The 24,433-nt window shown below is 39.7% G+C and carries 17 protein-coding genes; 2 read left to right on the plus strand and 15 right to left on the minus strand.

What is annotated here, in order from left to right; genetic code table 11:
- Positions 1-146: 146 nt before the first annotated feature.
- The 8 genes from ettA to BT797_RS10680 form a co-directional block, all read right to left on the minus strand.
- The gene (gene ettA, locus BT797_RS10645) at positions 147-1,817 is read right to left on the minus strand and encodes an energy-dependent translational throttle protein EttA (RefSeq protein WP_075472031.1); all 1,671 of its coding nucleotides are present in this window, start codon (positions 1,815-1,817) and stop codon (positions 147-149) included.
- A gap of 223 nt (positions 1,818-2,040) precedes the next feature.
- Positions 2,041-2,754: a purine-nucleoside phosphorylase gene (gene deoD, locus BT797_RS10650; protein WP_045111775.1), complete on the minus strand. Its 714-nt coding sequence runs from the start codon at positions 2,752-2,754 to the stop codon at positions 2,041-2,043.
- Positions 2,755-2,841: 87 nt separating this feature from the next.
- Positions 2,842-4,056: a phosphopentomutase gene (locus BT797_RS10655; RefSeq protein WP_075472033.1), complete on the minus strand. Its 1,215-nt coding sequence runs from the start codon at positions 4,054-4,056 to the stop codon at positions 2,842-2,844.
- A gap of 62 nt (positions 4,057-4,118) precedes the next feature.
- Positions 4,119-5,450, minus strand: coding sequence for a thymidine phosphorylase (gene deoA, locus BT797_RS10660; protein WP_045111777.1), 1,332 nt, complete (start codon positions 5,448-5,450; stop codon positions 4,119-4,121).
- A gap of 192 nt (positions 5,451-5,642) precedes the next feature.
- The gene (gene deoC / locus BT797_RS10665) at positions 5,643-6,431 is read right to left on the minus strand and encodes a deoxyribose-phosphate aldolase (protein ID WP_075472035.1); all 789 of its coding nucleotides are present in this window, start codon (positions 6,429-6,431) and stop codon (positions 5,643-5,645) included.
- A gap of 699 nt (positions 6,432-7,130) precedes the next feature.
- Positions 7,131-8,354 carry a NupC/NupG family nucleoside CNT transporter gene (locus BT797_RS10670; protein ID WP_075472037.1) on the minus strand — a complete coding sequence of 408 codons (1,224 nt, stop codon included), beginning with the start codon at positions 8,352-8,354 and terminating at the stop codon, positions 7,131-7,133.
- 670 nt (positions 8,355-9,024) lie between these two features.
- Positions 9,025-10,248, minus strand: a complete 1,224-nt coding sequence (locus tag BT797_RS10675) for a NupC/NupG family nucleoside CNT transporter (protein ID WP_075472039.1) — start codon at positions 10,246-10,248, stop codon at positions 9,025-9,027.
- 218 nt (positions 10,249-10,466) lie between these two features.
- A complete protein-coding gene (locus BT797_RS10680; protein WP_075472041.1) occupies positions 10,467-11,234 on the minus strand; it encodes a TatD family hydrolase in 768 nt (255 codons plus the stop codon).
- Between the two features lie 122 nt (positions 11,235-11,356).
- Here BT797_RS10680 and BT797_RS10685 point away from each other — a divergent pair, with 122 nt between their 5' ends.
- Entirely contained in the window at positions 11,357-12,388 is a 1,032-nt protein-coding gene (locus BT797_RS10685; RefSeq protein ID WP_045111781.1) for a GGDEF domain-containing protein, read from the plus strand.
- A gap of 75 nt (positions 12,389-12,463) precedes the next feature.
- Here BT797_RS10685 and BT797_RS10690 read toward each other — a convergent pair whose 3' ends face one another.
- From BT797_RS10690 to dauA, 4 genes are all read right to left on the minus strand, one after another.
- On the minus strand, positions 12,464-14,530 hold the full coding sequence (locus BT797_RS10690) for a S9 family peptidase (protein WP_075472043.1): 2,067 nt from the start codon (positions 14,528-14,530) through the stop codon (positions 12,464-12,466).
- A gap of 175 nt (positions 14,531-14,705) precedes the next feature.
- Positions 14,706-16,556: a DEAD/DEAH box helicase gene (locus BT797_RS10695; protein WP_075472045.1), complete on the minus strand. Its 1,851-nt coding sequence runs from the start codon at positions 16,554-16,556 to the stop codon at positions 14,706-14,708.
- Positions 16,557-16,900: 344 nt separating this feature from the next.
- Positions 16,901-18,487, minus strand: a complete 1,587-nt coding sequence (prfC, locus tag BT797_RS10700) for a peptide chain release factor 3 (RefSeq protein ID WP_045111784.1) — start codon at positions 18,485-18,487, stop codon at positions 16,901-16,903.
- 80 nt (positions 18,488-18,567) lie between these two features.
- Complete coding sequence (dauA, locus tag BT797_RS10705; RefSeq protein ID WP_075472046.1) at positions 18,568-20,292, minus strand: C4-dicarboxylic acid transporter DauA; 1,725 nt, start codon at positions 20,290-20,292, stop codon at positions 18,568-18,570.
- A gap of 317 nt (positions 20,293-20,609) precedes the next feature.
- Here dauA and BT797_RS10710 point away from each other — a divergent pair, with 317 nt between their 5' ends.
- On the plus strand, positions 20,610-21,527 hold the full coding sequence (locus tag BT797_RS10710; RefSeq protein WP_045111786.1) for a manganese-dependent inorganic pyrophosphatase: 918 nt from the start codon (positions 20,610-20,612) through the stop codon (positions 21,525-21,527).
- Between the two features lie 86 nt (positions 21,528-21,613).
- Here BT797_RS10710 and BT797_RS10715 read toward each other — a convergent pair whose 3' ends face one another.
- From BT797_RS10715 to BT797_RS10725, 3 genes are all read right to left on the minus strand, one after another.
- The gene (locus tag BT797_RS10715) at positions 21,614-23,404 is read right to left on the minus strand and encodes an AMP-dependent synthetase/ligase (RefSeq protein WP_075472048.1); all 1,791 of its coding nucleotides are present in this window, start codon (positions 23,402-23,404) and stop codon (positions 21,614-21,616) included.
- Between the two features lie 133 nt (positions 23,405-23,537).
- The gene (gene rimI, locus BT797_RS10720) at positions 23,538-23,978 is read right to left on the minus strand and encodes a ribosomal protein S18-alanine N-acetyltransferase (RefSeq protein ID WP_045111788.1); all 441 of its coding nucleotides are present in this window, start codon (positions 23,976-23,978) and stop codon (positions 23,538-23,540) included.
- Positions 23,979-23,988: 10 nt separating this feature from the next.
- Entirely contained in the window at positions 23,989-24,390 is a 402-nt protein-coding gene (locus BT797_RS10725) for a DNA polymerase III subunit psi (protein ID WP_045111789.1), read from the minus strand.
- Positions 24,391-24,433: the final 43 nt, after the last annotated feature.

Below are 24,433 nucleotides of genomic sequence, written 5' to 3' on the forward strand. Positions count from 1 at the left end.
GTAATAACAACATTTCATCGTAATTTAAAGATAAAGTCATTATATGCAATGAATGAAACAGGCAAAAAAAAACCCGTAATATCATAATTACAGGCTTTTATTCTTAATTCACATTTGTCGTTTCTTCGTCAAAATCGACGGTAAAATTAACTAATGCGTTTGTATTTAATACGGTGCGGTTGTGTCGCTTCTGGCCCTAACGTTTTCTTCAGCCATGCTTCATAGTCGGTGTAGTTACCTTCGTAGAAGTTCACTTTACCTTCATCACGGTAATCAAGAATATGCGTAGCGATACGATCAAGGAACCAACGGTCATGGGAAATAACCATCGCACAACCAGGGAACTCAAGAATGGCTTCTTCGAGTGCACGTAATGTCTCGATATCCAAGTCATTAGTTGGCTCATCCAGCAGTAATACATTACCACCAGTCTGTAGTAGTTTAGCTAAATGTAAACGACCACGCTCACCACCGGAAAGGTGACCAACACGTTTCTGCTGATCGGTACCTTTAAAGTTAAAACGGCTGCAATAAGCGCGAGATGGGATTTCAAAATTACCGATCTTGATCATATCCAGACCATCTGATAATTCTTGCCAAACAGTGTTCTCACCGTTCATGTGATCACGGAACTGATCAACACTGGCAAGTTTCACACTTTCACCTACAGAGATAGAACCTGAATCTGGTGATTCACTGCCATCTAGCATTTTGAATAATGTTGATTTACCCGCACCATTAGGACCGATAATACCGACAATCGCGCCTTTTGGCATAGAGAATGATAAATCATCAATAAGTACACGACCATCATAGGCTTTACCTAGATTTTCAACTTCAATCACTTTGTCGCCTAGGCGCTCACCCGGTGGGATAAACAGTTCATTCGTTTCGTTACGACGTTGGTAATCTGATTGGTTAAGCTCTTCAAAACGTGCCATACGAGCTTTACTTTTCGCCTGACGACCTTTCGGATTTGAACGTACCCATTCAAGTTCTTTCTCAATCGATTTTTTGCGTGCGCTTTCTTTAGATGACTCTTGTTCAAGACGCGCATCTTTTTGTTCTAACCAAGAAGAGTAGTTACCTTCCCATGGAATACCTTCACCACGGTCAAGCTCTAAGATCCAACCAGCTACGTTATCAAGGAAGTATCTATCATGCGTAATTGCAACAACAGTGCCTTCATAATCGTGTAAGAAGCGCTCTAACCAAGCCACAGATTCTGCATCCAAGTGGTTGGTTGGTTCGTCTAGTAGTAACATGTCTGGTTTTTCTAATAACAAACGACAGATAGCAACACGGCGACGTTCACCACCTGATAGGACTTTAATTTTAGTGTCCCATTCAGGTAAACGTAATGCATCAGCAGCACGCTCTAGTTGGTTTTCGATGTTGTGACCATCGTGCGCTTGAATGATAGATTCAAACTTTTCTTGTTGCTTTGCTAGCTTATCAAAATCTGCATCTGGTTCTGCATAATCGGCATAAACTTTATCAAGACCTGCCATTGCATCTTTTAGTTCTGAAATCGCTTCTTCAACGGTTTCACGTACTGTTTTTTCCAGATCCAATACCGGTTCTTGCGGTAAGTAGCCGATCTTAGTGCCAGCAAGTGGACGCGCTTCACCTTCGAAGTCTTGATCTACGCCAGCCATAATACGTAACAGGCTTGATTTACCAGAGCCATTTAGACCTAATACACCGATCTTAGCGCCAGGGTAGAAACTTAGTGAGATATCTTTAAGAATGTGACGCTTCGGTGGCACAATTTTGCCAACACGATGCATCGAATAAATAAACTGAGGACCAGCCATTATGTTCTCTTTTAACAAGGAATAAGGAATGTGGGATAATTGTAAACCTTGCATGCAGTCGACACAAGAAAAAGAGCGACCCCACCCTAACCCTCCCCTTAAAAAGGGAGGGAACTAAAGCAACATCAAGCCAATACAACACTAACTCAATTGATAATAAGGTCTGCTCTTTGCACCTCCCCTTAACTTAGGGGGAGGCTGGGAGGGGGTCTTTATATAATACTTAGTCTTCGATTAACACAGACTCTAATGCCATGATGATCATGTCATTGAATGTTAATTGACGTTCTTCAGCCGTTGTAACTTCACCAGTACGGATATGATCAGATACAGTGCAGATACAGATAGCATTTGCGCCGAATTCTGCAGCTACGCCGTATAGGCCAGCAGCTTCCATTTCTACGCCAAGTACACCTAATTTTTCCATTGAATCAAATAATTCTGGTTTTGGTGTATAGAATAAATCTGCTGAGAAGATGTTGCCTACTTTAGCATCGATATTACATGCTTTAGCAGCACGTGTAACTTTACTTAGTAGTTCCCAAGATGCGATAGCTGCGAAATCATAACCGTCAAAACGTGCACGGTTAACAGCTGAATCTGTACATGCACCCATGCCGATCACGACGTCACGTACTTTAACGTCAGTGCTGATCGCACCACAGCTACCAATACGGATAAGGTTTTTAACACCGAATTCAGTAATTAATTCTTTTGCATAGATAGAGCAAGATGGGATACCCATACCTGAACCCATCACAGAGATACGCTTACCTTTGTAAGTGCCCGTGAAACCTAACATGTTACGCACGTCATTCACTTGCTTAATATCTTCTAAAAATGTTTCTGCGATGTATTTAGCGCGTAGTGGATCACCTGGGAATAATACCGTTTCAGCGAAATCACCTTTTTCTGCGTTAATATGTGGAGTTGCCATTATTGTTACCTTCTTTGTTTTAGTTATACTCAGCATTCTTAGCTGAGTACTTTATTTATGAAATAGTGTATTTATAAACATTGTTATTTATAAAAAGCTTTTACCATATTCAAGCTTTGGTAAATCGTGATACGCCGCAATTGACTGACCAATATCAGCAAATGTCTCGCGTAAACCCAGCGGACCTTTTGGTACATTTTGACCATAAAAGATGACTGGAATATGTTCACGGGTATGATCTGTACCCGGAGCAGTTGGATCACAACCGTGATCCGCAGTTAATACCACAATATCGTCTTCACCTAGGATCTCAAGTAACTCAGGTAAACGCGTATCGAAATACTCTAACCCTTTGGCATAACCAGCAACATCACGACGATGTCCCCACGAAGAGTCAAAATCAACAAAGTTAGTGAATACGATCGTTTGATCACCCGCTTGTTTTACTTGCTCTAACGTCAGATCAAACAAGGCTTCAAGGCCAGTTGCTTTCACTTTTTTAGTAATGCCTTGCTGTGCGTAAATATCCGCAATCTTACCCACACTTACTACTTCACCACCAGCTTCAGCCATTCGGTCTAATAATGTTGGTGCAGGTGGTAACACTGAATAATCACGACGATTACCAGTACGTGCAAAATCACTCTTATCAGCCCCAACAAATGGACGCGCAATAACACGGCCAATGTTGTACGGTTCTAATAATTCACGTGCTAATTCACATAATTTAAGTAAACGTTCAAGACCAAAGGTCTCTTCATGACACGCAATTTGAAATACACTGTCTGCCGAAGTATAGAAAATTGGTTTACCAGATGCCATATGCTCGGCACCCAACTGTTCTAATATCTCAGTACCTGAAGAATGGCAGTTACCTAAATAACCCGGTAAGTCTGCTTGTTCGACTAACTGCTCCAGTAATTCTTGTGGAAAACTGTTTTCAGTATTCGAGAAATACCCCCAATCAAACAGTACTGGTACGCCCGCGATTTCCCAGTGGCCACTTGGTGTATCTTTGCCACTCGAGATTTCTTGTGCGTAACCGTATGCACCAATAACCTCTGTGCTTTCATCTAAGCCGGCAGGAAATGAGCCCACACTATCGGCACAAGCATGCGCAAGACCCAATTTGGTTAAATTAGGGATATATAATGGACCTTCACGACCCTCATCCGCTTTACCTTCAGCACACCATTGAGCGATGTGACCAAACGTGTTACTGCCTACATCACCAAATTTATCAGCATCGGCAGAAGCACCAATACCCAATGAATCCAACATTAATATAATTGTACGTTTCATCATTCTGACCTATTTTTATTATATATTTTTAACTATGCTCTACATTAAATATTAACTAAGTGTTAAACATCTGAAAGTCGAATTTGTTGATAAACATCAGCACTTGCAGCTGGCTTAATATCACCGATATGAATCGATTTCAAGATTTCTGCTTGTGCGGCTTCAAACTGCGCATCACTACGAGCATGCACCATAGCAATCGGTGTTTGTGCATCGAGTTGTTGACCCAGCGCTGCAATATCAGATAAGCCAACAGCATAATCGATTTGATCTGTCGCCACACGACGACCACCACCCATAGCAACAACCGCCATACCAAAACCACGGGTATCCATCTCAGTTAAATAACCACTTTGCGCTGCATATACTGGACGAATAATATCTGTTTTTGGTAAGTGTAGATCATAGTTGTCAACAAAATCAGTTGGACCGCCTAAACCTGAAACCATAATACCAAACAATTCAGCCGCTTTACCGTTATCTAATACGGCTTGTAATTTATTACGCGCATCATCAGCGTCTGTCGCAAGATTTGCTGACAATAGCATTTCAATACATAACGCCATTGTGACAGCAAACAAACGTGGGTTACGGTATTCACCCGTTAAGAAACGTACCGCTTCACGCACTTCAACTGCATTACCTGCACTACTTGCCAATACTTGATTCATATCGGTAATTAATGCTGATGTTTTACAACCAGCACCATTGGCAACTGAAACAATACTTTTAGCCAGCTCAACAGATTGCTCATGAGTCGGCATAAAAGCACCACTGCCAGATTTCACATCCATCACTAACGCATCAAGACCAGCAGCCAATTTTTTCGATAAAATAGAGGCAGTGATCAGCGAAATAGACTCTACCGTGGCCGTAATATCACGAATACCGTAGAAACGTTTATCCGCAGGGGCTAGATTTGCTGATTGACCAACAATCGCAACGCCACTGGTTTTTACCACTTGACGAAATAACGCATTATCAACCGTTGTTTGATAACCAGGGATCGCATCTAATTTATCAAGTGTACCGCCAGTATGACCCAAACCTCGACCTGAAATCATTGGGACAAAACCACCACATGCTGCAACCATAGGACCAAGCATCAGTGAAATGACATCACCGACACCACCTGTTGAATGCTTATCGACGATTGGGCCATTAAGTTGCATTGAATCCCAGTTTAATACATCACCTGAATCTCGCATTGCTGATGTGATCGCTATACGTTCATCCATGTTCATGTCATTAAAATAAGTCGCCATCGCAAATGCGGCGATCTGTCCTTCCGAAATGCTGTTATCAGCAATACCATTAACAAAATATTCAATTTCAGCACGACTTAATATTTCGCCATTACGTTTACGACGAATAATCTCTTGCGGTATGAACATAACTACCAACTCCTTAAATAAGAAAAAGCTACTCCTTAAAATGGGAAGAGCTTAGTTAAATACAGAAAGTTAGGATCGAATAAGCACATGCAGTATTGATTAGGTCATGTCAGTTATTACCAACGTGTACTCTTAGCCAATACAAAACACTTTGTTTGGGAATATTGCTTTATCGAACCCGGAACGAGATAATTAGTAACCGCTGTTATCAGCTGCTTTCTCTACTGATGGGGACTCAGCTAAATCAAGTTCAACTAATAAGTTAGCAAGCAGGCTTGAAGCACCGAAACGGAATTTGGCTGGAGATACCCAGTCTTGACCTAGAATTGATTCTGCTAATGCAAGGTATTCACCTGCTTGCTCAGCATTTTTAACGCCACCCGCTGGTTTGAAACCAACATCGGTGTTTTTCTCACTGATCACTGTAAGCATGATCTTAGCGAATTCGAGTGTTGCATTTACAGGCACTTTACCTGTCGATGTTTTAATAAAGTCAGCACCAGCATCAATCGAGATCTCACTTGCTTGACGGATTAATGCTTCAGTTTTAAGTTCACCTGTTTCTACGATGACTTTAAGTTGAACATTTGCAGGACATACTTCCTTACACGCTTTAACTAATTTAAAACCAACATCAGCATTACCAGCCATTAGTGCGCGGTATGGGAATACAACATCAACTTCATCAGCACCGTATGCAACAGCCGCTTTCGTTTCTGCAACTGCAATAGCAACATCATCGTTACCGTGTGGAAAGTTAGTTACCGTTGCGATTTTTACCGTTTCAGCACCAATTGAATTTAATGTTTTACGTGCGATAGGAATAAAGCGAGGGTAGATGCAAACAGCAGCAGTGTTACCAGCTGCACTTTTTGCTTTATGACACAGTTCAATTACTTTTGCATCGGTATCATCATCATTAAGTGTAGTTAAGTCCATCATATTTAATGCACGTTGTGCTGCTACTTTAAAGTTACTCATATTAAGTCTCCAAACTTATTAATTTTTTATAAAAAACAGTGAAACCAAGGCAATTGTACTAATTGCTGGCTGTAGCTATCCAAGGAGTACTTTAATAAAGAAGTGTTTACCTTAAGCTAGTAGCCAAAAGTAAATAGATGACGTATAAGAATTAATATTTTATACCAATATAAGCATTGATATACGTATTAACCTAACTATCGACATAACTATCTTTAAGACAAATATCCATTAAGAATAACTATGCGGACTTGGTTCCGTGAAGACTTGATATAATTATCAATCAACATCCGTGTAACCGCGCTAATACAACTTCTCTCGACCTTTAATATTAGGTTAAAAAAACAAGTTGTATTGAACGAAAAACACCAAAAGTACATCATGTACGATCAGTTTAAACTGCATAACTGAAGTTACGCTAAGTGAAAAAGAAATCAAGCAAAAAGTGCCCTCATAACCTGTCTACTTCACACAATGAGTAAATAAACAACAATAAAACAACATATTAAATGTACGGTTATATAAGCGCTAAATTTATAACGTTTTGACGAATAAATAGACAGCCAAATGAAGTAATAAAATTATAATTTATTCTATAAAAAAATGCCCCCAAACTATCTATTAACAATCTGAGAGCATTATCTATTTTATAAACGTCATGAATTACTGTATATAAATTATCAAGTCAACTGCGCAATCTTAGACTAAGAAAAGACCCGCTAATGTCGCACTCATTAAGTTAGCTAAAGAAGCAGCAAGTACCGCTTTCAGACCCATGCTTGCAATGTCTGCTCGGCGTGAAGGCGCCAAACTACCTAAACCACCCAGTAAGATTGCAATTGATGAGAAATTAGCAAAACCACAAAGTGCAAATGAGATGATTATTTGAGTATGCTCAGACAGCTCGTTATTTTTGATATAATTAACGAAATCTAAGAAAGCAACAAATTCATTCACAACAAGTTTTTGTCCGATGAAGCTACCTGCAGTAACGGCTTCATGCAATGGCACACCAATAACGAATGCAAGTGGCGAGAACACCCAACCTAAGATTTTTTGAATTGTTAGTTCTGGCATATCAAACCAAGCACCAATACCACCAGTGATACCATTTGCTAATGCAATTAAACCAACGAATGCAATCAACATTGCACCAACGTTAAGCGCAAGCATCATACCTGAAGATGCGCCAGCTGCTGCAGCATCTAGCACATTTACTGGTTTTTCATCTTCACTGTCATCAAGATCATCAAGCGTGACTTTTGGTATCTCTGTTTCAGGTTTAATGATTTTAGCCATTAATAAACCACCCGGTGCCGCCATAAATGATGCAGCAACCAAATACTCAATCTTAATACCAAGACCAGCATAACCAGCTAATACTGAACCAGCGATAGAAGCAAGACCACCAACCATAACAGCAAATAGTTCTGATTTAGTCATTGATTTAATAAACGGACGCACAACAAGTGGCGCTTCAGTTTGACCAACAAAGATATTTGCAGTTGCAGAAAGTGATTCTGAACGGCTTGTACCTAATAACTTCTGTAAGCCACCACCGATAAAGTTAATGACCACGCTCATTACACCTAAATAGTATAAAACAGCGATCAATGATGAGAAAAATACGATTACTGGCAATACGTTAATCGCAAAGATGAAACCAACTTTGAATTTAGCTAAGTCACCAAATAAAAATTGAATACCTTCATTACCATAAGCAATGACGTTTGCGACACCGCTAGAAAGGGCTTGTAACAACTCTTTGCCCGGAGGGAAGTATAAAATGAAAGCACCAATAACAACCTGAATAGCGAATGCGCCACCGACAGTGCGTAAATTAATTGCTTTTCTATTATCAGATAACAGTAGCGCTAAACCGAGTAGAACGAAAACGCCTACAATACCCATTACAAAGTTCATCAAGAATCATCTCCAAATTTATTGAAATTTTTATAAACCAATAGTGAAATCGCAGTAATTAAAATTAATTACTGGCGGTAGCTATTCTGGAATAATTCAAATAAAGAAATGCTTAGCCGAAGATTAAAACCTAAGGTAAATCGATGACGTATAAGTGATCCATACTTATCTTGTAATAAGCGCAAATCGGACTATCGACATAACTATCTTTAAGATAAATATCCATTAAGAATAACTATGCGGACTTGGTTCCGTGAAGACTTGATATAATTATCAATCAACATCCGTGTAACCGCGCTAATACAATTGCCTATCACCTAGATCTAAAGTGTAAATAGTCAGTTATATTAAACGAAGCATACCAAAAGTACTTCATGTACGATCAGCTAAAACCACTCATTTTAGGTTACTCTCAGTGCTGATAAAATCAAGCGATAGATCCCCTCAGAATCGACCTACATCTCACTATGAGAAAATACATATAGTACAATGCAACATGCAAGCTATAGACGTGTCTAAGTGTCTTATTTATAGATTGTTTGGTTATAATTTAGTGATTAACATTTGATTTATACAGGCAAAAAAATGCCCCCAAACTGTGACTTAAACAATTTGGGGGCATTATCTATTTTATAGCTGTCATCGATACAGCTTATAAATTATCAGTACATTAGACTAAGAATAGACCCGCTAATGCAGCACTCATTAAGTTAGCGAGAGAAGCAGCAAGTACTGCTTTCAGACCCATGCTTGCAATGTCTGCACGACGTGTTGGTGCTAAGCTACCTAAACCACCGAGTAGAATTGCAATTGATGAGAAGTTAGCAAAGCCACATAGAGCAAATGAGATAATGATTTGTGTATGCTCAGATAATTCGTTATTTTTAATGTAGTTAACGAAATCTAGGAAAGCAACAAATTCATTCACTACCAGTTTTTGACCGATGAAGCTACCAGCTGCAACCGCTTCGTGCCATGGCACACCAATAACGAATGCAAGTGGTGAGAACACCCAACCTAAGATCATTTGGATTGTTAGTTCAGGCATATCGAACCAAGCACCGATACCACCTGTGATACCATTGGCTAATGCAATTAGACCAACGAATGCAATCAACATTGCACCAACGTTAAGCGCAAGCATCATACCTGAAGATGCACCTGCTGCTGCAGCGTCTAGTACGTTAGCTGGTTTTTCATCTTCACTATCATCAAGATCATCAAGTGTTATTTTTGGAGTATCTGTTTCTGGTTTAATAATTTTAGCCATTAATAGACCACCGGGTGCAGCCATAAATGACGCAGCAACCAAGTACTCAATCTTAATACCAAGACCAGCATAACCAGCTAATACTGAACCAGCGATAGAAGCAAGACCACCAACCATAACGGCAAATAGTTCTGATTTAGTCATTGATTTAATAAACGGACGCACAACAAGTGGCGCTTCAGTTTGACCAACAAAGATATTTGCAGTTGCAGAAAGTGATTCAGAACGACTTGTACCTAATAACTTCTGTAAGCCACCACCGATAAAGTTAATTACCACGCTCATTACACCGATATAGTATAAAACAGCGATTAATGATGAGAAGAATACGATTACTGGTAATACGTTAATCGCAAAGATGAAACCAACTTTGAATTTCGCTAAGTCACCAAATAAGAATTGAATACCTTCATTACCATAAGCAATGACATTTGCTACGCCAGTAGAGAGACCTTGCAGTAACTCTTTACCCGGAGGGAAATACAAAATAAAGGCACCAATGGCAACCTGGATAGCAAATGCACCACCAACGGTGCGAAGGTTAATTGCTTTTCTGTTATCAGATAACAGAACCGCCAGACCGAGTAGGACAAATACGCCTACAATACCCATTACAAAATTCATCAGGAATAATCTCCAAGTTTCGCTTCAAAAATGTTTTGTTTATTTATGTCGTAAACAAAATAGTCGATTAAAGTGTAATTTATAGTAAATTTACGATTTAATCATTGATTATAACAATTGGCGAGATTATAACTGTTATTAGCTACTTGTTAAGTGCTTGAGATCAGACCTCTCAAAATAGTTTCAAAAAAGTTGATTTATTTTCAAAAAGGGTGCAATTACGACATAAATAGTTCAGTAAATGAACTATAATTGGCTTTTGCAATTAATTCTTCCGGCTCTTTCCGTAATTTCGTCAGTATTTTTAACACTTCTGCAATGTTAGCCGGTTCATTTCTCAGTCCTTGATAACCCAATATAGGCATATCTGGCGAGTCCGTTTCTAACAATAACGAGGTTAACGGTAATTCACTGACAGCTTGCCTGGTTTTTACTGCTCTTGGATACGTAATCACCCCACCAATACCTAATTTAAATCCGAGTTTTATGTATTGCATACCTAATTGGCTGCTGCCACTAAAGCCGTGGAGCACACCACCACGTGGTAATCTCACTTGTTGTAATAACTGAATCAATTCGTTGTGTGCTTTACGGCAATGTAAAATAACTGGCAAATCATAGTGTTTAGCGAGCAATAATTGCTGCTTACAAATCTGTAATTGTTGTTCGAACGGAAAATTGACCGCTTTATCAAGCCCAAACTCGCCAACAGCAACGATACCCTTTTCTGCAGCTAAATATTCATCAAGTAATTGCAAATGGCTATTATCAAAGTCTGCCAGAAAATACGGGTGAATACCTAACGCTGGATAAACCCCATCATGCTGATTGGCTAGCACTAATACAGCCTGCCAATTTTGCACGCCAATACCAGGCACTAAGAAACGTTTAACCCCCTTATTTCTCGCTCGATTTAATACCGCTATCAAATCAGTATTAAAATCTACAAAGTCTAAATGGCAATGGCTATCGATGAGTTCTATCACTAAATACGTCGCCTTTTTGATTGTTCACCCAAGTAGTGAAATAAAGAGATAGTGTAACTTGCTGCATAATTTGATTTAATAGCGGGGTTAATCATTAATTTAGAACCTTTATGGAATGTTGCATGTCTAAAAAACTCTTTGCTTTATCTGCTCAATATTTAAAAAAAGCCATGCCGCTGATGATCCAGTATCAAATCCCAACCACGCCAACAAACTACGCGCTGTGGTATCACTATGTTTCAGATAATAATAGTGCATTACAAAAACATCTCGATGATAAAATTGCCCAGCATGGTACTTGTACCCCTGCGGCGAGTGAAGAACTTTATCAACGCTTTATTGTTGATAAGCGCGAGCAAGAAATAACTCAATTACGTACCGAACTCGATTCGATGACCAATGAATTAAGCAGCTCACTACACGATACACTCAATGATACCAATGAATTTGATCGGATGTTGAATAAATGTTTGAACGAATTATCAAGTGTTGAAGAGGATGGATTTTCGATTGAAAAAACATTATCAGCAGTGCGGGAACTGATCAAAGAGTCTCACGATGTGCGTTCGTCAACGCGTCATTTCAAAAGCCAATTGCACGAAGCACAGGCTGAAATTGCGCAGTTACGTGAAACATTATTAGAAACACAGCACGATGCCATGCATGACAGCTTAACAGGCCTACTTAACCGCCGGGTATTTAGCAAAGAAATTGAAACCTTTTGCAGTAATCCAAGCTTGAACCGCACTTTTTCAATCTTAATGGTCGATATCGATAATTTTAAATCATTTAATGATGACTTTGGTCATCAGCTTGGTGATCAAGTATTAAAAGCCATTGCAAAACGTATCTTAGATAGCTGCCAAGAAGGTGAGCAAGTATTCCGTTATGGTGGCGAAGAATTTGTACTGATTTTACCAAATAAAAACTTCACTATTGCTCGTCAGAATGCGGAATCAATTCGCCGCGCCATTGAGCGCCTGAGTATTCGAGATAAGCGTTCAGGTAAAGTTATTGATAACATCACTATATCGATTGGCGTGAGTGAAAATAAGCCCCGTGATACCAGCCATGATATTTTAACCCGCGCTGATCTACAGTTGTATGAAGCAAAACGTCTTGGCCGTAATCGGGTAATGCCTATGCCACGCTAGCAACATATCCTGATTTGATCATTAAGAGCAAGTATCCTAGCTTATATAGCTTAGATCACTTGCTCTTTATTTATTTTACAGCTCTGTAGACTTTGCTAAATCTAACATGAAAGCATATTCCTTAGCAGTATCATGGTAATGCTGAAAACGTCCAGATTTACCGCCGTGCCCCGTTTCCATATCCGTATGTAGTAACAATACGTTCGCATCTGTTTTTAATTCACGCAATTTAGCAACCCACTTTGCAGGCTCCCAATATTGCACTTGTGAATCATGTAACCCTGTCGTCACCAATAAATTCGGATAAGCTTGTGCAGTCACTTGATCATAAGGACTATACGACAACATATAATGATAAAACTCGGCGTCGTTCGGATTACCCCACTCGTCATACTCTCCGGTTGTCAGGGGAATAGATTCATCAAGCATGGTACTAACGACATCAACAAATGGTACAGCAGCAACCACACCATGATATAACTCAGGTGCAATATTTATCACTGTCCCCATCAATAAACCGCCTGCAGAACCACCCATAGCATAGATACGCTTGGGGTCTGCATAACCTTGTTCGACTAAACCTCTGGTTACAGCAGTAAAATCCGTAAAGGTATTCATTTTATTGAGTAACTTACCATCTTCATACCAATGACGACCTAATTCTTCACCACCACGAATATGCGCAATTGCATAAACAAAACCGCGATCAAGTAAGGTTAATAGCGATGCACTAAAATAGGGGTCAATACTCGAACCATAAGAACCATAAGCGTATTGCAATATTGGATTAACATTGCTCTTCGAAAACAGCGCCGTTTTATATACTAAGGACACAGGGATCTTAACGCCATCTTCAGCAACAATCCAAACGCGTTCACTCTGGTAATCTTGCGCACAGAAATCACCAACAACAGTTTGCTGCTTTAATATTTCACGCTCACCACTATCAAGATTTAACTGATACGTTGAGGTCGGCGTCGTTAAACTCGAGTAGCCATAACGTAATTTGTCGGTATCAGGATCAGGATTTGTGCCTAGCCATGCGGTATAGGTTGGATCATCAAATTTAATGATGATATCGGCATTGGTCTGCCAATTAATTTGCCTTAAAAAAGTTAGACCTTGCTCTCGCTCTTCAACAACCAACCAGTCTCGGAATAGTTCATAACTTTCTAATAGCACATCATCACGTGCAGGAATAATAGTTTGCCATTGCTGAGTATCTGCAATCGTCGTCAAGGTCGCAGACATCAAAGCGAAATTCTTACCCGTTTTATTACTGCGAATATAAAACTGCTGACGATAGTGATCAACACTGTATTCATGACCGCGTTCACGCGCACGTAATAACGTAAATACTTCAGTCGGTTTATCCGCTGGTAATACGTGTACTTCCGTTGTCATGGTGCTACTCAACGACAACATGATGTAATCATCAGACGTCGATTTGTAGATATCAGTATAGAAAGTATCATCTGATTCTTCATAAACCAGTACATCAGCACTAATGTCAGTACCGAGTTGATGGCGATATACTTGATAAGGTAATAGTGTCGTCGGATGTTTTTTTACATAAAATAGCGTTTTACTGTCATTTGCCCACACCACAGATTCAGTATCTTCAATCTCTTCGGGGTATGCTTCACCAGTATCAAGATTAAGGAAACGTAAACGATATTGGCGACGACTAACAGTATCTTCAGAAAAAGCCAATACCTGATGATTTGGGCTTATTGCTAATTCACCTAACTGATAGTACTGATGACCTTTAGCACGTTCATTAGCATCGAGTAATACCAGCCACTCGGCATCGGTATTATCCTTGCGCCAGCTATACACAGGATATTCCTTACCTTCCGAAAAACGGGTTTGATACCAATAGCCTTTCTTCAAATAAGGCACTGATGCATCTTCTTGTTTTACCCGCGCCACCATTTCATCATAAAGTTCAGTTTGTAATGACGCTAATGGCGATAAAACCGCTTTCGTATAGTCATTTTCTTGTTCTAAATAGTTTAAAACTTGTTTATTTTTACGTTCATCGTCACGCAGCCAAAAATAGTCGTCTTGACGAGTATGCTGATGAATTGTCATCGAATGCGCTTGCTTCATCGCAACAGGCGCAGTAGTAGAGAGATCCATTTTCACAAGAAAAAATCCTATAAATTTACTGAAGGAGTGTTACTTATCTATTGATGCATAAGTACTAATTACATTAAATAATGTATTTATGTAATGTGATTAGTACTAATATCCCAGATGCAAAAAAGGAGCGCAAGCGCTCCTTTTCATATATTTAACTATTAACTAGCTAAAATTAGTCACGACGTGGACGACGTGGACGACGTTCGCTGTTCTCACGACGTTCGCCACCGTTAGAATCACGGCGTTGACCACGATGGCCATCACGTGCTGGACGATCGTTATCACGTGCTGGACGGCTACGCTCTTGACGACCTTCAGCTGCAACACCTTCAAGTTTGCTCATGCGTAATGCTTTGTTACAAACATAAACTTGTTGTAGTTGTTGTAACTGCTCGCTTGGCATACCTTTTGGTAATTCAATTGTTGAGTAGTCATCATGTAGACGGATACCACCGATGTTACGGCTGTTGATATTCGCTTCATTAGCAATAGCGCCAACGATGTTCTTAACTTGAACACCATCAGTACGACCAACTTCGATACGGAAAACTTCCATTTCTGCAGCTGGACGACGCTCACCACGTTCAGCACGTTCTGGGCGGTCACCACGATCACGGCGTTCGCCACGGTCGTTGCGATCACGGCCACGATCACCACGGTCATCATCACGGAAGCTACGTTCACGACGTGGCGCTTCTGGTGGTAATACTAATGGTTTTTCTTTCTGAGCCATGAATAATAACGCAGATGCAAGATCTAATTCGCTTAGTTCTAACTCTTCAGAAAGTTGACCAACTAAGTTTTTGTAGAAATCTAGATTTTCTTCACCAGAAGAAAGTGTAGATAACTGATCACGGAATGATGCAATACGTTTTTTCGTAACATCATCACGTGAAGGTAGATCCATCATAGTTAATGGTTGACGTGTAGCACGTTCGATCGCTTTTAATAAACGACGTTCACGTGGTGCTGCAAATAGGATTGCAGTACCTTTACGTCCAGCACGACCAGTACGACCGATACGGTGAACGTATGATTCTGTGTCAGTTGGGATATCGTAGTTAATTACTAGATCGATACGACTAACATCAAGACCACGTGCCGCAACATCTGTCGCGATTACGATATCTAATTGGCCATTTTTCAAACGGCTTACAGTGCGCTCACGCATTGCTTGGTTTAAATCACCGTTTAGTGCCGCTGCAGAATAACCGCGAGCTTCTAATTTCTCAGCAAGTTCAACAGTCATTGTCTTAGTACGAGCAAAGATGATCACGCCATCGTAGTCTTCAGTTTCAAGAATACGAGTTAGGCCATCAAGTTTTGCTTGTAAACCACCAATGATTAGACATTTTTGTTCAATGTTTTCAACTGTTGATGTTTTATTTGCAATTTTAACTGAAGTTGGTTCAGTCATAAAACGTTTCGTAATACGACGAATTTCTTCAGGCATAGTTGCAGAGAATAACGCCATTTGACGTTGTTCAGGAGTTTTAGACAGAATTGATTCAACATCATCAATAAAGCCCATACGTAGCATTTCATCAGCTTCATCAAGTACTAACGCTTTAATACCAGAAAGATCAAGCGTACCACGGTTAATGTGATCTATCACACGGCCAGGAGTACCAACAATCACTTGTGGGTTGCGTTTCAGTGCTTTTAACTGAATCGGGTAGCTTTGACCACCGTAGATAGGTAGCACATGGAATCCACGCATGTGACGTGAGTATGCTTGGAATGCTTCAGCAACTTGAATCGCTAACTCACGAGTTGGTGCTAATACCAATATCTGTGGTTTAGTCAGTGACGTATCAATACGACTCAATAATGGTAATGCAAACGCAGCTGTTTTACCCGTACCAGTCTGTGCCATACCTAGCACATCACCACCATCCTGTAGTAACGGAATACATTCAGCTTGAATTGGTGAAGGTGTTTCATAACCTAGATCATTCAACGCTTTTAAAATTGGTTCAGGTAAATTTAAATCAGTAAATTGTACGGGTGATGTATCAGACATTCACGGGCCTCAGGTAGACGGGTCTTTGAATAAAGCTATATCAATTATAGCTCCACATGTTGTATTTTGTGCGCAAAATTAGTGGTCTTTTGCTCAAACTCTCTTAACGAGCGGAGCCACATAAAAAGGCTGACGTAGTGTACATCATTTAAAAATAAAAATCCGGATATATGCGAGCTAAATCACACAAAATTTAAATATAGTAGAAAAATAATAAAGTTTTTCTATAAATCAAACACTTAAAACTTACGAATGAAAGGCTATTGCAGTCATAAATAATACCCAAAAAAAAGCCTCACCTCTTTAGAGGTAAGGCTTTATGCTTATTTTTACTAAGTAATGTATTAGTGTTCGCGCGTCTCACGGAATACAACATCCGGGTAACGTTCTTGTGCTAAACGTAAATTAACCATAGTCGGGGCAATATACGTTAAGTTATTACCACCATCTAATGCAATATTGTCCCATGCTTTCTTCTTGAATTCTTCTAGCTTACGCGAGTCTTTACAGTCAACCCAGCGTGCTGTCGCAACACTGATGCCTTCATAGATTGCATCTACTTTATATTCGGTACGTAAACGATGCACTACCACGTCAAACTGCAGCACACCAACCGCACCTACGATTAAATCATTTGAGCGTTGTGGACGGAACACCTGCACAGCACCTTCCTCAGATAGCTGGATCAGACCTTTTTGCAATTGCTTTTGTTTTAGTGGATCTTTTAGACGAATACGGCGAAACATTTCTGGTGCAAAGTTAGGAATACCGGTGAATTTAAGTAATTCACCTTGGGTAAACGTATCACCAATTTGGATCGTACCATGATTATGTAGACCAATAATATCACCAGGGTATGCTTCTTCAGTTTGAGTACGATCTCCCGCCATAAAGGTTACCGCATCAGAAATACTGACATCTTTATTTAAACGCACATGCTTCATCTTCATGCCTTTGCTATATTTGCCAGAGCAAACACGCATGAAAGCAATTCGGTCACGATGTTTTGGATCCATGTTCGCTTGGATCTTAAATATGAAACCAGAGAAGTTATCTTCATTTGGCGTAATCGTACGCAAATCTGTTACACGAGGTTGCGGCTTGGGTGCCCACTCAGTTAAACCATCAAGTACATGATCAACACCAAAGTTACCGAGCGCTGTACCAAAGTATACCGGCGTTAATTCGCCCGCCATAAATAATTCATGATCGAATTTATTTGCAGCACCTTCAACAAGTTCCATCTCGTCACGTAATTGCTCAGCGTAATCACCAAGTGCTTCGTCAAGTTCTGGATTATTAATACCTTTAATCACACGACTGTCTTGGATCATATGACCTTGACCGATGTTATACATGATCACTTCGTCACGTAAAATGTGATAAACACCTTTTAGTTCTTTACCCATGCCGATCGGCCAAGTAATAGGTGCACATGCAATTTTTAATACTTCTTCAACTTCATCCATCAAATCAATTGGATCGCGAATATCACGGTCTATTTTATTCATGAAGGTAATAATTGGTGTATCACGCAGGCGTGTTACTTCCATTAATTTAACAGTTCGTGCTTCTACACCTTTTGCCGAATCAATAACCATTAAACATGAGTCAACCGCAGTTAAAGTACGGTAAGTATCTTCCGAGAAGTCTTCATGTCCAGGAGTATCAAGTAAGTTGACAAGACTATCACGATACGGAAACTGCATTACCGATGTTGTAACCGAAATACCACGTTCTTTTTCCATTTCCATCCAGTCAGATTTAGCATGCTGACCCGATTTCTTACCTTTCACAGTACCGGCTTTTTGTAATGCGTTCCCGAATAATAATACTTTTTCGGTGATTGTTGTTTTACCGGCATCGGGATGCGAGATAATCGCAAAAGTACGTCTTTTCGACACCTCTTGCTCAAGAATGCTATTTGACATGAATGAGTCTTCTCATTGGGTTAAATCTAATGGCCGCTATTTTCGCTGAAATCACGGTAAGACACAAGGTCGAGCTGCAATTAATAGTTCGCAATTTCAGTTAATGCCTCATGTAATGTCGGACTAAAGGAAGTAACACCACCGATAGGCTGTATACCTGCTCTCGCCAAGGTTTTTAATGGTTGAAATTGCAAATCACAGAATATCACTTGAGTATTGTAGATCTTACACTGATTAATAAATTGCTCCATTGCAGCCAGCCCGCCAGCATCGAGTAATGGTACAGCATCTAAATACAGTACAAAGCCATCAACTTCTGTCGTTTTATCCGCAAGTTCTGAAAATACGCGATCTGCTGCTGCAAAAAATAATGGTCCGTTAATTTTAAACACCCGCCAACCAGCAGGAATATCAACTGTAACAATACGTTTATTATCAGTAATATCAGTAACTTTAACCATCTCAGCAATTTCTTTCATGAATAATACAGCCGCTAACAAGATACCTGCCGTAATAGCCAACACCATGTCAAACAAAATAGTAAACGAAAAACAAATCGCGAAAACCCAAAGATCACTCTTCGGTGCTGTTTTTAATAAGTGTAATGCTTTGCCCGCTTCACTCATATTCCAAGCTACGACTAATAATAATGCAGCCATCGAAGGCATAGGTAAATAAGCTAATAATGGTGCAAGTAATACTAAACTCGCCAACACAACGAAACCATGAATAACCGCAGATATAGGTGTTTGAGCTCCAGCTTTAACATTCGCAGCAGAACGCGCAATTGCCGCTGTTGCGGTAATACCACCAAAAAATGGGACCACGATATTACCAATACCTTGCCCGAGTAATTCACTATTTGCACTATGACGTTTACCTGTCATGCCATCAAGTACCACGGCACACAGTAATGATTCAATAGCCCCTAACATGGCAATCGCAAAAGCGGCAGGTAATAAATCAGACAACAACGTCCAACTTAATGCTAACGGTTGACCATTCGCCCCCGCTTGTAGCCAAGGCCATTCAAAAGTAGGTAAGTAAGGCGGGATCCCTGCACCTTGGCTGCCATCAGGCAATAAGTAATGAAAACGGCTACCAATAGTAGCAATGTCCATCCCCATATTATTTAATACAAGCGCGAACAAACTACCAAAAATAACGGCAGGTAAATGTGCTGGAATAACTGTTTTAAATTTCGGCCAAATTAGCATTATAACAAGTGTAAATATGGCGACCGTAAAACTCGGCAAGTGTAACTCAGGTAATGCACTCACGAGTGATGCAAGTTTATCCCAATAGTGCTCAGGTAAAGTATCAGTCGATAGACCTAAAATATCTTTGATCTGCAATGTCGCAATCACGACTGCGATACCACCAGTAAAACCTAAGGTCACCGCTTCTGGGATATATTCAATAAAGCGGCCAAGACGTAATATAGCCATGATGACCAAGATAAGTCCTGACATTATCGTCGCTAATAATAAACCACCAAAACCATACTGCTGAACGATAGGATATAAAATAACAACAAAAGCAGCGGTAGGACCCGAAATACTGTAGCGACTACCACCCGATATCGCAATAACAATACCACCAATAATAGCTGTATAAAGACCATATTGAGGGGCAACACCACTGGCAATAGCAAGTGCCATCGCTAAGGGAATAGCAATAATACCAACGGTAATACCCGCTAATAAATCTTTTCCGAATTTAGTCGAGTCATAACCATGGCGGTTAATCGACTCACGTAGTGCATGCGCAATACGTAACGAAAAAAGATGAGCCCTTTGCTGCATTCTATTGCCTTAAACTGTTAATTAGATCACGCAATTATAATCTTCTTTACAGCAGATACAATCAAGGTCACATAATTTGGCAACAAAAAAGTTGTTTGCTTGATTCATATCAGAATTACCGACTAATTATCTTAATTTGCAGCAATGCTCACATTAAAAATCCAATGTTATACTTAAACAGTGAATAATAAACGGTCAAGAGCAAGCTCTAACCGAGCTAAATAATGCAGTGATTAAGCGGATTAGGTTGCACAGCTTAACCGAGATCACTATTATGTTCATTAATCCATAAACCTATAATTAATTTGGAAGCAATGATGTTAGTACTAGGACACACAAACCCTGATTGTGACAGCTTAGCAGGCTCAATCTCTCTATCTGCATTTTTAACAAAACGCGATGGCAAAACAGTAACACCAATCATGCAAGGCGAACCAAATGCAGAGGGTCTTTTCTTGCTTGAACAAGCTGGTCTAGCGTGCCCTGAAATTCGTACATCAATTGCAGATGAAGAAGTTTGGATCATTGATTATTCAGATTTTAACCAAGCACCAAAAGATGCCCGCCAAGCTAAAATTCGCGGTATCGTTGATCATCACAAACTAGGTGACTTCGAAACAGATGAGCCACTTGAAGCGTGGATCTGGCCTTGTGGTTGTTCAAACACTATTGTTTACAACATGTATAAGATCCACAACATCGAAATAGACCAAAAAGTGGCAGTGATGATGTTAGGTGCGATCTTAAGTGACACAGTACATTTCAACTCACCTACATGTACACAAATCGATATCGATGCAGCACATGAGATTGCTAAAATTGCTGGTATTGATGATATTGATGCATTCGTTACTGCACAATTTGCCGCGAAATCTGATATTGCAGCAATACCTTCTGAAGAACTCATTTTACGTGACCTTAAAGTTTATACTATTGGTAAAAAAGATTTCTCAATTGCACAAATAGAGATCACTAACGTTGATTCAGCACTAGCACGTAAAGAAGAACTACAGGCTGAGCTCGTTAAATATAAAGCTGAACACGGTTACCACACCGCATTAGTATTACTGACTGATATTACCAACCTAAACTCTATCGCATTAATCGAAAGTGAAGAAGGCGAGTTAGTAGCAGAAACACTCGGTGGTACATTCGTCGGTGAACTTATCGACCTACCAAATGTTGTAAGCCGTAAAAAACAAGTATTACCACCATTACAGACTAAATTTAAGTAAGTCTTAATCAGCTACTTAGCTTACTGAATATAAAGCTAAATGCAAAAAGGGAGCTAATTAGCTCCCTTTTCTATATTTAACAGCGATTACTTTTTATCACTCTTATACATTTCATCAATATCTTTCTTATATTCACTTTCAATCACTTTACGACGTAATTTCAGCGTCGGGGTTATCTCGCCTTTTTTCATACAGAATTCACGACTAAGTAGTTTGAATTTTTTCACTTTTTCAAAGTTAGCTAACTCACTTTGTAAATCTTGAACTCGTTTCTCAAACATAGTGACAATATGACTATGGCGTAACAGTTCCGCTTTGCTTGAAAATTGCAGGTTTATCGAATTTGCATACTCTTCTAAAGCATCAAATGATGGCACGATTAACGCGCTTACAAAATGACGAGAATCAGCAACAATTGCGACCTGATCGATAAAGTGGTCTTTATTTAAGGTGCCTTCTACCAACTGCGGTGCAATATATTTGCCATTCGATGTTTTCATTAACTCTTTAATACGCTCAGTCATCACGACTTCACCATTCGCTAATATTTTACCCGCATCGCCAGTTTTCAGCCAACCATCGATAAAGTTTTTTTCGGTTTCTTCGGGCATTTTATAATAACCCTTCATTACCGTATCACCACGCACTAATATTTCGTTATCAGTACCTATTTTCACTTCCATATCAGGTAGAGGTAGACCAATAGAGCCAAAATCATATCCGATACCACGATGACAGCATACCGTCGCAGTTGTCTCAGTCATGCCATAACCAGCTTGCAGTTCAATACCGATTGATTGGAAGAATATATTTATGTCAGGTTCAACTTTAGCACCACCACAAGGCAAAAAACGCGTGTTACCACCGAGAATCCCGCGTAGTTTAGAAAAAATAAGTTTATCAGCGAGTTTATGCTGAATCGATAAGAATAATGATGGCTGCTGATTACAGTGAATAAGCTTAAAATGTATTAACCCAACGTTAGTTGCCCAGCCAAACAACGCTTTTTTTACTGCTGATGCTGATTCTAATCGACTATGAATGGTACTGTATATTTTCTCATATAAACGCGGCACTGCGACAAGTAGCGTAGGCTTAATTTCTGCGATAACATCAATAATCAGCTTTGGATTTTCGAGATGCACATTTTGCGCACCACAATGCATCAGGTAAAAAGACCAACTACGCTCGAGCACATGACTTAATGGTAAGAATGCAATTGAGGTATCAGTTTCCGAAACATTAATCATTTTATCATGACTACTGAATGCAGCTGCAAAATTAGTGTAATCAAGCATGACACCTTTTGGCTGCCCTGTTGTACCCGATGTATAAATAAGGGTAACTAAGTCATCCATACTCGCGTCAGTAAGTCGCTGTTCAAACTCAGCATCAGCGGCTTCATCATCACCTTGCTGAATAAACTCAGAGAAGTACATCGCATTCGATGCGCCTTTTAAATCGACTGTATCCGTCAGCGCAACAACCAACTTTAAGTCATTGCTAATTAACAGCTCAAGCGCTTTATCAAACTGTTCTTGTCCGCCAACGAATAAATAATCGATATCTGCATTATTAATAATATAGCGCGTTTGCTCTGTGGTATTCGTTGGATAAATAGGAACCGTAACGCAACGTGCAGCTAAAATGCCTAAATCAGCAAAACTCCACTCTGGGCGATTATTTGCAAAGATACCGACTTTAGTTTGAACGCCACAACCAAGAAATAGTAATGCTTTTGCAACGCGGTCTGAATTATCTAGTAGCTCAGACCAAGTAATATCTTGCCATTCACCGTTTTCTTGAAAGCGAATTGCAGTTGTTGCTTTACGTGCCGCAAATTTAGATCTAAAACTGTTTACTAAGTGTTGGGTCATTAGTTTCTCTGATTATCCATAAATAGAATGAACGCATAATATGTCACGGATAGTAATCATTAATCAGGAATAAGTATACAAGCAATAGGCTTTACCTATGGCAAAAACACTAAAGAATCACCCTGTCTTATTTTTAGACAATGTAGCACATCATGATGGCATCTTCTCTGCCCGTTGCGGCAGGATAATAACCAAAACGACGATCAACTTCATTAAAACCAATATTTAAATACAACTGATAAGCTGCATGGTTCGACTCGCGAACTTCTAACCATAACTGAAATAGATCTTGCTGTTGGCATTGTTGGATAAGATGATTAATAAGTAGCTTGCCGTAACCCTTACCTTGATGTGCAGGGGCAACCGCAATATTGAGTAAACTCGCTTCTCCAGCAACTTGACTCGCAAAGTAATAACCTAAAATTTGCTCATCTTTTATCAATAAAAAATTAAAGTATCGAGCGCCGAAGTTACTGGCTAAGACTTTATCCGACCAAGGAAATGCATGGCTCGCAGTTTCAATTTTTTGGATTAAAGGTAAATGTTCAGGTGTTAGCGGAATGATTTTTGGCATTAAAGACTCGTTATTGCATATAACTGACGATTTGTTGCCAAAGCTGCTTTTTCGCTTGAGCAGAATGCAACAGTACATCTAGATGAGGTGATGAGAGTTGCTGTTTTGCAGCAAGATCTGATTGTTTACAACCGATAGTCCAAATCCATTTAGGCGTTTGGTAATAATACTTTAACTCGTCTTCAGTAATGATATGGCTTTGGTTAAATTCAAGCTGTAACGTACGCAAGACTTGTTTGATAAATTGACTGTGCGGTGTAAGTTTATCATTCGCGATAATCAGAATCTGGCAATGCTTAGGCAATGGTTTTTTTTCGGCCTGGCTAGTAAGATGAGGAAATTGCTCAGGCTTATGACATTGCCATAATGTGATACCCATTTGCTGCAAGTAATAACGTGAAAAATTACTCATTGGATAACCATATCTGAAGATTTACAGAAGAAAGTGGCAGGGG

Origin of the sequence: Moritella viscosa, from assembly GCF_900120065.1 — a bacterium.
Classification (GTDB): domain Bacteria; phylum Pseudomonadota; class Gammaproteobacteria; order Enterobacterales; family Moritellaceae; genus Moritella; species Moritella viscosa.